This is a genomic window from Streptococcus sp. 1643 (assembly GCF_006228325.1).
GTDB lineage: Bacteria > Bacillota > Bacilli > Lactobacillales > Streptococcaceae > Streptococcus.
Genome location: NZ_CP040231.1, coordinates 1245038 through 1257519 on the forward strand (window position 1 = coordinate 1245038; position 12482 = coordinate 1257519).

The window sequence follows — 12482 nt, forward strand, 5'->3', positions numbered from 1 at the left end:
CTACTCCAAAATAAATCGTTCTGCTACAGTGTCTCCCAAGAAGAGACCCCTCTTTGTCATTCGGACACGATCACCGTCGATCTGCATAAGTCCTTGTTGAACCAAATCTCTGATGATTTCGCCATAAAGTCCATCAAAGGATCGTCCAAATTTTTCCTCAAATCGCGCCATAGAAACCCCGGATTTTTTCCGGAGGCCTAGGAACATTTCTTCTTCCATCTGCTCCTTTTGAGTCAGGTTTTCTTCTGTTATCCGTGCATCTCCTGCCTCTACTGCATTGAGATAGTGGCGGATAGGACCGTGGTTTTTATAGCGCACCCCGTTCACATAACCTGAAGCACCCGCACCGATACCATAATATTCAGCATTGTCCCAGTACATGAGATTATGGCGACTTTCAAAGCCTGGTTTGGAGAAATTCGAAATCTCATAATGCTCAAAACCAGCTCGCTCAAGCTCTGAAATGATGTACTCAAACATCTCCGCTTCTAACTCTTCCTTGGGTAGGGGCAACTTCCCTCGTCGCATGCGGTTCATAAAGACCGTATGATTTTCCAAAATCAAGCTATAAAGGCTCATATGAGGAATATCAAGCGAGATAGCCTTAGCCACATTGTCCTTGACCTGAGCCATAGTTTGACCTGGAAGAGCATAGATTAGATCAATGGAGATATTGTCAAAACCAGCCAGTTTGAGACGGTCGATATTCTCATAAATATCCTTCTCCAAGTGACTACGCCCGATCTTTTTCAGCATTTTGTTATCAAAAGTCTGCACACCTAAGGAAACACGATTGACTGGCGACTGTTTCAAAACCGCAATCTTATCCGCGTCCAAATCGCCTGGATTGGCCTCAATGGTCAATTCTTCCAAGACAGATGAGTCTAGATTTTTAGTCAAGCCATCTAAGAGCAACTCTAATTGCGGAGCGGACAGAGCTGTTGGCGTCCCACCTCCAATATAGAGAGTTCGCAATTTTTGGATATCATAAGAACGAAACTCTTCTAGCAGATGCTCCAAATAACTATCTACTGGTTGATTCTTAATAAACACCTTTGAAAAGTCACAATAATAACAAATCTGTGTACAAAAGGGAATATGCACGTAGGCGGATGTTGGTTTTTTCTGCATAGTATTTATTATACCACAAAGACAGGCTTGCAGATAAAAATCACCATCTCCAAAAACCAGAGATGGTGATACCTTATACTTCAGTAATATCGATGATGATTTCTTCTTGGTCTTCAGCAACGTCTGGAGTTGCTGACTGTTCTTGCCACTGCTCCTTGAGATTGTTAAAGGTTTCCTTTGACGCTTCCGTCGCTTGTCGAGCACAGTTTTTAGCTTGGTCAAGGACACTATCAAAAGTGATTTCGCCAGATTCTACTTGCTCCTTTGTTTTCAATACAAAGTCAGTTGCCTGTTCCTTCACTTCAGTTAGTTTCTCACAAACCTGCTCTCTAGCATATTCTGGATCTTCTCTCAAATCATCTAGAAAATCCTGAGCTTGACTACAAACTTGCTTGCCCTTGTCACTCGTCAAAAACAAAGCAAGAGCTGCACCTGAAACAGTCCCTAAAAGGATAGAGGATAGTTTTCCCATAAGATTTCTCCTTTTTTATTTTTTGAAAAATTTACTTGCGACACGAAGAGCGGATAAGCCTGCACCTGTTTTAATGGTCTTTGAACCAGCAGATGAAGCTTTTTTGCCTAAAACACGCGCATGTTGGTTAAGATCAGAAACTGACTCAGACAAGTCTGCCACCGCCGTAAAGAGTGGATCAATCGTCGCAACTTTGATATTGATATCGTCTGCTAACACATTGACCTTAACCAACAATTCATTAGTCTGATGCAAGGTAACGTTCACATCTGAGCTCAACGTTTTGATGGTTTTCTCTGTCTCATCAATCATACGACCTGCTTTTTGAATCGTGATTGTCAAATAGACTAAACAGACAATCAAAGCAATCGCAACAAGTATATATGCAACTTCTAACATTTATTTTTCCTCCTCTGTATAATAGAAAGGGGCTTTCTTTCGATTTTGATAAAGTATGATAAAAATACCGAGTCCGATAAGGATAACTGATAACCATTGGGAAACTCGCAGACCAAAGAACATGAGACTATCCGTCCGCATCCCTTCGATGATCATACGACCAAAGCCATACCAAATCAAGTAGAAAGCAGTAATATGACCACGTCTGATTTCCTTGAATTTTCGTCTAAAAATCAAGATTAAAGCAAATCCAATTAGATTCCAAACCGACTCATATAAGAAGGTCGGCTGACGGTAGCTACCATCAATGTACATCTGGTCACGAATGAAGCCTGGCAAATAATCCAGACTATCTACTGCTGCACCGTAGGCTTCTTGGTTAAAGAAGTTCCCCCAGCGCCCTAAACTCTGGGCAACCATGACGCTCGGTGCTGCAATATCTAAGAAATCCCAAGTATTAATCAGCTTTCTATCTGCAAAGATATAAAGGACAATAGCGCCCGCTATCAAACCTCCATAAATGGCCAAACCACCATTCCAAATGGCGATGATTTCACCTGGATTTTGCAGATAATAATCTAAACGAAAGAGTACGTAGTATAGTCTAGCACCTAAAATAGCTACCGGAAAAGCAATCAGGATAAAATCCAAAATATCATCTGACAGGATTTTCTTTTTAGGAGCTTCTTTCATGGCAAGGTAGACTGCCAGAACCAAACCAGCTACAATACACAAAGCATACCAACGAATAGCAAAGGGACCAATTTCAAATGCGACTGGATTAATCATGTTTCACCTCATTTTGAGCGATTAGATTTGTCAAGCGTTCTTCAAATAAACGCGTCGCATCAAAGCCCATTTCTTTAGCACGATAGTTCATGGCAGCTGCCTCAATAACAACGGAAATATTGCGTCCTGTTTTTACTGGGATGCGGATACGCGGAATCGTTACACCAGAAACTTCGAGTTCTTCGGCATTGTTTCCTAGACGGTCAAAGGTCTTATGCGTATCGTAATTTTCTAGATAAACTGCTAGCTGAACTTGTGAAGAATCTTTTACGGCACTTGCACCATAGAGACTCATGATATCGATAATCCCAACTCCACGAATCTCAAGTAAATGTTTCAAGATTTCAGCAGGTTCGCCCCAAAGAGTCATCTCATCCTTAGAATAAATATCTACACGATCGTCTGCTACTAGACGGTGTCCACGCTTCACAAGCTCAAGACCTGTCTCGCTCTTACCGATACCACTATCCCCTTGGATCAAGACACCCATGCCATAGATATCCATCAAGACACCATGCACACTGGTACGTTTAGCCAAACGGGAATCAAGGTAGCTGGATAACTCTCCAGATAAACGACTGGTTGCTGTTCGACTGGTTAAAATCGCAATCTTGCATTCCCTAGCAGCCCTCAACATTTCCTCTGGTACCACCAGGCCACGGGCCACGATAACCGCAGGTGTTTCAGGTAGAAACATTTTCTTCAAAACTTGATAACGGTTCTGGGCAGGCATGGCGACTAAATAGGACCACTCTTTCATCCCTAACAGCTGAATCCGTTCTGGTGTATAGTAATCAAAATAGCCCGTCATTTCAAGACCAGGTCTCATAATGTCCGCAGTATTGATTTCTTTTTCAAGTAATTCGCCTTCACCATAGACAATATCTAATCTGAGTTTTTCAATGACATCTCTTACTAAAACCGACATAATTTCCTCCTTCAATCGAGTTCTCCCTACTATTATATCAGATTGTAGGTGGAAGTTTCCTTTTTTTGCAGGATTTACAGTATTTATTTAAAAATAAAAAGACTAGACAAGTCTAGCCTTTCATTTCAAATTAGAATTTTTTACGTTTACGAGCTGCTTCTGATTTACGTTTACGTTTTACAGAAGGTTTTTCATAGAATTCACGTTTGCGTGTTTCTTGAAGAGTACCAGCTTTAGTAACCGCACGTTTGAAACGACGAAGTGCATCGTCAAGAGATTCATTCTTACGTACTACTGTTTTAGACATTTTTTTCACTCCCTTCAAGTTCAAGATCTATTCTATTTTACATGCAAAATGAATAAATGTCAAGAGGAAACTAAGTTTTTTATTCTTTCTATCATATAAGACATGAAGATTCTTTTCATTATTTGGATCAATATCAAAAGACTGTAAAGAGATTAAGATTTTATTTCCTTTATAAGACAAATCAATCCACATATGATTTGATAAATCATATGGTCTAGATAAAGTACCTCCTGATGAGTCATTTGGTTTTCCACTTCCTCCACTTGTCTGTACAAATGATATATCCTCATCTTTATTTAACTCATTTTTATTTATATCTGTTTTTTAAAAAAATATTAAGTTTCCATCATTATTTTTCTTATTTAAGAGGAAGTCTATTATCTTCTTTTTCTCTTCTGCCTATCGTTCTTATATGCTTCTTTTATTTTTAGAAATTCTTCTTTATTCATGTGGTCCCCTAACATAATGTTGAAGTTTTATATGTCTAAAACCACTCACTCCAAAGAGCAAGTGGTTCTTGTATTTTTACTTTTCAAGTAAGCTGAGCGCTTCTGCATCAGCAATAATAGTCACATCAGGGTGGTTTTGTAGGCTACTTGCTGGTAGATTCTCAGTCACTGGGCCTGATACTGTTCCAGCAATGGCTTCTGCTTTCGACTCACCGTAGGCAAAGAGAATAATTGACTTGGCATCCAAGATGTTTTTAATTCCCATTGAAATGGCTTGAGTTGGAACGTCTTCAATCTTGTCAAAGAAACGTGCATTGGCTTCGATGGTAGATTGATCAAGTTCTACTAGATGCGTTTGGCTATCAAATGGAGTTCCTGGCTCGTTAAAGCCGATATGTCCATTGCGACCAATCCCCAAGATTTGCAAATCAACAGGATGGTCAGCCAAAATTTGATTGTAGCGTTCAACTTCTTCTTCAGCATTGTCCTTAACACCACGTGGCAAGAAGCTTTCCTTAAATGGTTTTTGGTTGAACAAGTTTTCCTGCATGAAGTAACGATAAGACTGTGGATTGTCCCCATCAAGCCCTACATACTCATCAAGATTCACACTGGTTAGATTTGAAAAATCAAGGTCACTCTCAACGATTTCCTTGTAAAACTCAAGCGGGCTGCTTCCTGTTGCAAGTCCTAATGTTTGAGCACCATTGGCCAATTTTTCCTTCAAAATCTCAAAAGCTACTTTTCCACCTTCGACTTGATTTTCAACTTTTATAACTTTCATTTTATATCCTCCATATTTCTATATTCATTATATGGTATAGACCAATTTTTGTCAAGTGAAAACGATTTAATTTCTAAAAAAAGAGCGTCCAAACTTGAAACATGTTATAATGGATAGGATTAGAACTTAGAAAGAATGATGAAAAAATGAATACAGCTGATTTTGATTTCCACTTACCTGAGGAATTGATTGCCCAAACACCCCTTGAAAAACGTGATGCGTCTAAACTCCTTATCGTTAATCGTGAAACGGGAGAAATGCAGGATAAACATTTCCACTCTATTATCGACATGCTGGAACCTGGTGATGCTCTTGTCATGAACGACACTCGCGTTCTCCCTGCCCGCCTCTATGGTCAAAAGGAAGAAACAGGTGGCCATGTGGAGCTTCTCCTACTCAAAAATACTGCAGGTGATGAGTGGGAAGTTCTGGCTAAACCTGCCAAACGCCTCAAGGTCGGTACTCGTGTCAGCTTTGGAGATGGTCGTCTCAGTGCTGTCGTTACAGAAGAACTAACCCACGGGGGCCGTATTGTCCGCTTTGAATACCAAGGAATTTTCCTAGAAGTCTTGGAAAGTCTGGGAGAAATGCCGCTGCCACCGTATATCCATGAAAAATTGGATGACCGTGAACGCTATCAAACGGTCTACGCTAAAGAGAGTGGCTCTGCTGCAGCACCGACTGCTGGATTGCACTTCACCAAAGAACTGCTAGCAGAAATCCAAGCCAAAGGTGTTCATCTGGTCTATCTCACTCTTCATGTCGGACTCGGAACCTTTAGACCTGTTTCTGTGGACAATTTGGATGAACACGAAATGCACTCCGAATTCTACCAACTTTCTGAGGAAGCAGCAGCCACCCTTCGCTCTGTTAAGGAAAATAGAGGTCGTGTCATCGCTGTCGGAACCACTTCGATCCGCACACTGGAAACCATCGGTTCCAAGTTTAATGGGCAAATCCAAGCAGATTCTGGCTGGACCAATATCTTTATCAAACCAGGCTATGACTGGAAGGTTGTGGATGCTTTTTCAACCAACTTCCACCTACCCAAGTCAACTCTTGTTATGCTAGTTTCTGCCTTTGCCGGTCGTGACTTAGTCCTAGATGCCTATCACCATGCCATCCAAGAACACTACCGCTTCTTCAGTTTTGGAGATGCCATGTTTATCTATTAAGAAAATCCCTATTAGGAAACCTAATAGGGATTTTTCTAATTATTCCATACTAAACTTTGGATCTTTCAAGCTCTGAACACTGGCATTGATAACTGCTCCGATAATCAAAATCTTTGCAATGAGAATAAACCAGAACATCATGACTACCACGATAATGGAACTGAAAAATCGGACATCAACCAGATGATTAACATAACTATTGACGTAGACAGAAAAGATATTCAATAAAAAGATAAGAGTTAGCAAGACAAAGACACTTCCTGGTAAAACATAGCGGATTCGTGGTGCTTTTACTTTTGGAAGGAAGTAATAAATCATGACTAGAATGGCAAAAATCAAGGCATAGACCAGAGGGCCTGTAAAATCTTGCAGGTAGGAAAATAGCGGACTGTCTGATTGCCAGTAAGTTTTGAGAAGGTTGAGCAACATACGACCAAACATACTCAAAAACAAGGCTAGAGCAAAAAGAATCTGCAAGCCAAAACTAACAAGGAGACTCATCAACTGATGGGAGATAATTCCTCGACTCTTGGTCACCCCATAGGCTTTGTTAAAGGCTTTTTGGAGGAAATCCATTGATTTCGAAAAGGTCCAGAGTGCAGATAAAACGGCAAAACTCAGCAAACCAGTCGATGGTTGAGTCAGAACTTCTCGGACAATCTTGGCGACCACATCATACACCGTATCAGGCAAAAATTCCTTGATCGTCAGTAAAAAATTTGAGACCGGAATCTGAAAATAAGGCAAGATATTAACCATTATCATCAGCAAAGGAAAGATTGAAATCAACCAATAGTAGGCAACCGCAACACTGGTCAACTCACTATCAGATGCTTGATAATAATGCAAAAAAGCTTTCAATAAGGGCCTGTCCGTCAGCTCTTTCCACCACTTTTTCATGTTCCATCCTCCGTCATTTTCTTCATCATCTAAGTTCTTCTGATTAAATCTAGCATATCATAAGGTAAAGTATTTGCGGCCTCTTTCAGAGAATAATTTTCTAAATTATTCACATTTTGGCGTAGTTTTTTGGCATACTTGGCTGTTATCAGTTTAGCTTCTTCGTATTCAAAGATTGCCTTACGTTCGAGATAGTAGCCTCGTAGCATTTCATCGATATTGTTTGGCTTGATGCGATTGATAACCCTCTCAACAAAGGCACCACTTCCGATAATGGCCGTCTCACGTAGACGAGACTCTTGCATAAAACTAATCAGAGAACTCTTGTAAACCCCTTTTAGGTTTTCCAAACTCTCGATAATCAGCTCTGTATTTTCCAAATACAACTCTGAAATTTGATCATAGTCAACTGCTAATAGTTTACGAGATTCTTCATTCATCCAACTACGGAAAGTTTTGCCAAAGGTAAACATTTCATGGAGTAGAAAGCGCATTATCCGTAAGGAAACTAGGAAGTAATAAGTCACTCTAGAATCGAAATTCCGATTGATACTCTGCTCCATGTTTTTTAAGTAACGTTGGTAAACTCGATAGCCACGCTCGCTGATTCTATTTTCTTCGTAGGCTTGCTCCAAACCGTCACTCTCAATACTCAAGATAAGAAGTTTGAGGGACTCCCAGTCCTCTTGGACTCTCTTATTTTCCAGACTAAGGATGAGGTTTTCAATCCGACCATGATAATTATCAATAGCTGCATAAAGAGGAAGTTTGTTCTTGTGATGGTCCAGTTCTTTTTCTAATTCTGCAGCTACATCATTCAAAATCGCAATATGCATCAAATGGTCCTTGCTTTCCTCTTGTTCCTCAGATAAGTGAGGGAGGACCAGTAAACCTGTTAGAAAGCTTAATAGTGTAACGCCTGCTACGAGAAAGAGCAACAGAGGATACTCCTGCTCCAAATGACTTGGTATGAGGAGAATAGTCGCGATAGATACTGTCCCTTTGACACCAGAGAAGGTCAAAAGAAGCATATCTTTCATGTACTTATGAATTTTTTTCTTAAGTCGACGCGTCCTCACAAAGTAAAAACCAGCAATCATGACAAAGCGGATCGCAAAAAGCAAGAAGGTCAGAACGACAACTGAAAGCAGTAAAAGAAGGGGATTGTAGAGAGAATTAGACAAAATTGGCTCTGCAATCAATTCTAATTCCATTCCCAAGAGAACAAAGACTGATCCATTTAGCATAAAGGTCACGGTGTGCCAGACGGTCTCTGTCACGGTGTCTACCTGAGCCTCAAGGAGCGTAATTTTCTTAAAGCGACTGGCCTTCAAAATACCTGCAACCACTACTGCGATAATCCCTGAAACATGAAACTCTTCTGCGATGAAAAAGGTCATGAGCGGCAAACTTAGCTCTAGCAATAGTTCACTGGCTATATCTATCGCTCGTACACTCAGTAAAAAGCTATGCAAAAAACGATTGACCATAGCCGTCACAAAACCGACTACAAAACCACCAAGAATAGAAAGTGCTAGGGAAGTTCCAGCTTGGCTGAAAGAAAACGTTCCTGTTGTCCAAGCAGCAAGAGCCATCTGAAAGGCAACCAAACCAGAAGCGTCATTTAAGAGTCCTTCCCCTTTTAGAATATTAGAAACCCGTTTGGGAAAACGAAAACGTTCAGAAAGAGATGCGAAGGCAACCAAATCTGTTGGCCCAAGTGCCGCTCCAACTGCTAAACAGGCAGCCAAAGGAAGAGTCATCCAAAGGAAGTGAGCCATGCCTCCCAAGCTTAAGGTTGAGATAAAAATCACAGGAAAAATCAGAAAGACGACAATCCGCCAATGTTTCAAAATGGACGTAATATCCGCTTCTTCTGCCTCTCGGAAAAGTAAGGGACCAATAACCATGGCCAGAAACAGCTCTGTATTGAGATGAAAGTCCGCATCGGGAACAAATAAGCCAATCCCAATCCCCAAAAGGATTTGCACAAGAGGAAGGGGCAAAAAAGGGAGAAGTTTATTGGTCGTAGTTGAAATGATTAAGACAAATAAAAATAGAATCAAGTAAATGAGTAATTCCACACAATTCCTCCTTAATCTTTTTTACAACAAGATTCAAAAATCTTCTTTTGCTCTTGGATTTTCTGATCAATCTTAGAACAGTCTTTGTGCTCAATTTTCTTCTGGCATCGTTCCATTTCAAGAGCCACTAATTTTTTCTTGATTTTAAGCATTTTTTTGCTCATATGTGCTTCGTCGAGCACTCCGACTGCTCGCTCGTGATGCGTTGACTCGACAAAATTTTGGCGCATTGCCTCAAGCTTCTCACGAAGGTATTGCTTATCCATGTCTATACCTTTCTAATTTTTCAATCATAACTAAAAACGGTGGATTATTAACTTGGTTGAGAGTCCGATAAATGGCAGCTGTATACTCTTGTTGGTTCAACTGGCTAACAAAATCCAATACAGCATCCCTCTCGGTGTCTCCTCCCTCATGACCATAGTAGATCATGATAGCAATCCGTCCCCCCTTGACAAGCAAATGACACAGCTTTTCTAATGCTTCGATAGTAGTCTGAGGTTGGGTGATGACAGATTTGTCAGCAGAAGGCAGATAACCCAGATTAAAAATCCCTGCCTTAGCTTCTGTAACAAATTGGTCCAGTGTCTCATGACCTTGCAAGATTAACTGGGCATTTGTCATTCCAGCCTGATCCAAACGCTCTTGCGTCTTCTCCAAAGCCTGCTCCTGGATATCAAAGGCATAGACTTGCTTGGCTAGCTTGGCTAAAAAAAGTGTATCGTGGCCATTGCCCATGGTCGCATCCACTACAATATCCTCTTTTGTCACAACCTCAGCCAAAAAATCATGTGCCATCTCAAGTGGTCTTTTCATTTTTAAACTCCTGTTTTACAGCCTTGCATCCTTGCACACTTCCACGACGTCGCATCTCAGTTTCAATGGCATTTAGCACTTCCCATTTATTGAGGCTCCACATAGGACCAATCAGCATATCTCTCGGTGCATCTCCTGTAATTCGATGGATGACGATATGCTTGGGAATGATTTCCAGTTGATCACAGATAACTTTGACATACTCATCCTGACTCATCAGTTGCAAGCGTCCTTCGTGGTAATCTCGCTGCATCCGTGTATTGGTCATGAGGTGAAGCAAGTGCAACTTAATTCCTTGAATATCATTATCCGTAACACAACGGCGTACATTTTCAATCATCATCTCATGAGTCTCACCGGGCAGACCATTAATCAAATGGGAAACAATCTCAATCTTGGGATATTTCCTCAAGCGTTTTACTGTTTCAACATACAATTCATAAGAATGGGCACGGTTAATCAGGTCAGAGGTTGCTTCAAAGGTTGTCTGTAATCCCAATTCAACCGTCACATGCATGCGTTCCGATAACTCAGCCAAATATTCGATTGTTTCATCAGGTAAGCAATCCGGACGTGTTCCGATATTGATTCCCACTACACCTGGCTCGTTGATAGCCTGCTCATATCGCTCCCGAATCACTTCCACCTTTTCATGGGTGTTGGTAAAGTTTTGGAAATAAACCAAGTACTTCTGAACATCTGGCCACTTGCGGTGCATAAAGTCAATTTCCTTATAAAATTGCTCACGAATAGGAGCATCCGGTGCCACGATGGCATCTCCAGAACCTGAAACCGTACAAAAAGTACAACCACCATGAGCTACAGTTCCATCACGATTTGGACAGTCAAATCCCGCATCAATAGGAACTTTGAAAGTCTTTTCTCCAAAAAGTTTTCGATAATAATCATTCAAGGTATTATAAGATTTCATAACTTTCATTATAACAAAAAACACCTACAATCTCAAAAGCCTGACTTTCCAACAAATTCCCTTGTTTCTCATTTCCTTTAGCGTTTTTTTATGATACAATATGGGTATGATTTTAATGAAAATAGCATCTATTTTATTATTGATATTAACCTTGGTGGTTTGCTTTATTGTCACCAAGCTTTTCGGACTTAGGAAAATAGGATTTAATTTCGCGGATCTAGCTTTTCCACTTTTGGTATTCGAGTACTATCTGATCACTGCTAAAGCCTTTACCCACAACTTTCTACCGCGACTTGGAGTCGCACTTTCTCTCCTAGCAATCCTCCTTGTAGTCTTTTTCCTTGTCAAAAAACGAAGTTTTTATTACCCTAAATTCATCAAATTCTTCTGGAGAGCCGGTTTTCTCCTTACCTTAATCATCTACATAGCTATGATTGTCAAATTGATGATGCTCCCATAAAAAGTATTCCCTCAGACAGCTGTCTAAGGGAATGTTTTTATCTTCATACTTACTTTCTAAGCTCTACCAAGATACTTTTTCTTATTTCCTAAATGTCAAGGCGTAGAATTTACCATCCCAAAGAAGTTTCATTTCCTTTTCCTTAACTTCGCTTGGAACAGCATTCTCAATTTCACTCAAATCAACAGTAGCATCTTTAAAATAATCCTTACTAAAATGATTTTTCTTATATTGCTGATCCACATAGTCAGCCGTCTCATCTGCAATTAAAAGCTTAGTCCCTGACTTCGCCACTCGTAGCATTTCCTGCATAGCCTTGGCCTTATCATTGAAAAAATTGATTCCGCCAATATGGTAGACAATGTCAAAACTATTATCCGCAAAGGGTAGATCCTCCGCGCAAGCATGGAAAAGTTGCAGATTGGTCTTGTTAGCGCAAGATTTCTGGCATTTTTCTAGCATACTGATAGAAATATCTACCCCTACAAAGTCTAAACTTTTCAGGTCAATTGTCTCAGGGATATAACGGAGGTCTTGACCAGTCCCGATAGAGACATAAAGAACTGATAAATTATCTTTCCATTCTATTTCCTCCATCAGATCCCTTCTCAACTTATCAATTGCTTTGCCGTGGAGAAGTGGTCCTATCCATTTCTCACTCATATCGTACCAGCGAGCCATATGGTTATACATGGTCATCTATTTAGCATTATATCCAGATAGATAATCTGGATTAAGAGACAGATAGATAGCCCCATCTTTTTGAAAATTTTCTACCTCCAAGCCTGACTTCAATTTATCTTGTAATCTTGTTTCAATCATATGCAACATCTCCTTTTCTATTTGTCACCTATTAT

14 protein-coding genes and 1 pseudogene are annotated in these 12482 nt (G+C 40.3%); 2 read left to right on the top strand and 13 right to left on the bottom strand.

What is annotated here, in order from left to right; genetic code table 11:
- From hemW to FD735_RS06630, 7 genes are all read right to left on the bottom strand, one after another.
- On the bottom strand, nt 1–1131 hold the full coding sequence (gene hemW / locus FD735_RS06600; RefSeq protein WP_139658789.1) for a radical SAM family heme chaperone HemW: 1131 nt from the start codon (nt 1129–1131) through the stop codon (nt 1–3).
- 73 nt (nt 1132–1204) lie between these two features.
- Nucleotides 1205–1603, bottom strand: a complete 399-nt coding sequence (locus tag FD735_RS06605; RefSeq protein ID WP_000517390.1) for a YtxH domain-containing protein — start codon at nt 1601–1603, stop codon at nt 1205–1207.
- 15 nt (nt 1604–1618) lie between these two features.
- Nucleotides 1619–2002, bottom strand: a complete 384-nt coding sequence (locus FD735_RS06610; RefSeq protein WP_000895033.1) for a DUF948 domain-containing protein — start codon at nt 2000–2002, stop codon at nt 1619–1621.
- Nucleotides 2003–2791 carry a prolipoprotein diacylglyceryl transferase gene (lgt, locus tag FD735_RS06615; RefSeq protein ID WP_139658790.1) on the bottom strand — a complete coding sequence of 263 codons (789 nt, stop codon included), beginning with the start codon at nt 2789–2791 and terminating at the stop codon, nt 2003–2005.
- Entirely contained in the window at nt 2784–3719 is a 936-nt protein-coding gene (gene hprK / locus FD735_RS06620; RefSeq protein ID WP_000115190.1) for an HPr(Ser) kinase/phosphatase, read from the bottom strand. The genes lgt and hprK overlap by 8 nt, the downstream gene beginning before the upstream one ends.
- Before the next feature lie 130 nt (nt 3720–3849).
- Nucleotides 3850–4026 carry a 30S ribosomal protein S21 gene (gene rpsU / locus FD735_RS06625; protein WP_000048054.1) on the bottom strand — a complete coding sequence of 59 codons (177 nt, stop codon included), beginning with the start codon at nt 4024–4026 and terminating at the stop codon, nt 3850–3852.
- A 525-nt stretch (nt 4027–4551) separates the two neighbouring features.
- A complete protein-coding gene (locus tag FD735_RS06630) occupies nt 4552–5259 on the bottom strand; it encodes a glucosamine-6-phosphate deaminase (RefSeq protein WP_000864607.1) in 708 nt (235 codons plus the stop codon).
- A gap of 146 nt (nt 5260–5405) precedes the next feature.
- On the opposite strand from FD735_RS06630, the gene queA reads away from it, so the two are divergent.
- Complete coding sequence (gene queA / locus FD735_RS06635) at nt 5406–6434, top strand: tRNA preQ1(34) S-adenosylmethionine ribosyltransferase-isomerase QueA (protein ID WP_139658791.1); 1029 nt, start codon at nt 5406–5408, stop codon at nt 6432–6434.
- 39 nt (nt 6435–6473) lie between these two features.
- On the opposite strand, the gene FD735_RS06640 is transcribed toward queA, so the two are convergent.
- From FD735_RS06640 to FD735_RS06660, 5 genes are read right to left on the bottom strand one after another with little or no spacing between them, the layout of a single operon-like run.
- Nucleotides 6474–7334: a YihY/virulence factor BrkB family protein gene (locus FD735_RS06640; protein ID WP_139658792.1), complete on the bottom strand. Its 861-nt coding sequence runs from the start codon at nt 7332–7334 to the stop codon at nt 6474–6476.
- Between the two features lie 29 nt (nt 7335–7363).
- On the bottom strand, nt 7364–9418 hold the full coding sequence (locus FD735_RS06645) for a sodium:proton antiporter (protein ID WP_139658793.1): 2055 nt from the start codon (nt 9416–9418) through the stop codon (nt 7364–7366).
- An 11-nt stretch (nt 9419–9429) separates the two neighbouring features.
- Nucleotides 9430–9684 (bottom strand): hypothetical protein, encoded by a 255-nt coding sequence (locus FD735_RS06650; RefSeq protein WP_139658794.1) that lies wholly within the window; start codon nt 9682–9684, stop codon nt 9430–9432.
- Nucleotides 9677–10234 carry a class I SAM-dependent methyltransferase gene (locus FD735_RS06655; protein ID WP_042902095.1) on the bottom strand — a complete coding sequence of 186 codons (558 nt, stop codon included), beginning with the start codon at nt 10232–10234 and terminating at the stop codon, nt 9677–9679. Before FD735_RS06655 ends, FD735_RS06650 begins: the two co-directional genes overlap by 8 nt.
- On the bottom strand, nt 10218–11174 hold the full coding sequence (locus FD735_RS06660; protein WP_000867026.1) for a TIGR01212 family radical SAM protein: 957 nt from the start codon (nt 11172–11174) through the stop codon (nt 10218–10220). The genes FD735_RS06655 and FD735_RS06660 overlap by 17 nt, the downstream gene beginning before the upstream one ends.
- A gap of 91 nt (nt 11175–11265) precedes the next feature.
- Between FD735_RS06660 and FD735_RS06665 the strand changes: the two genes are divergently transcribed.
- Nucleotides 11266–11625: a DUF3397 domain-containing protein gene (locus tag FD735_RS06665; protein WP_139658795.1), complete on the top strand. Its 360-nt coding sequence runs from the start codon at nt 11266–11268 to the stop codon at nt 11623–11625.
- Between the two features lie 81 nt (nt 11626–11706).
- Here FD735_RS06665 and FD735_RS06670 read toward each other — a convergent pair.
- Nucleotides 11707–12447, bottom strand: a pseudogene (locus FD735_RS06670) (class I SAM-dependent methyltransferase).
- Nucleotides 12448–12482: the final 35 nt, after the last annotated feature.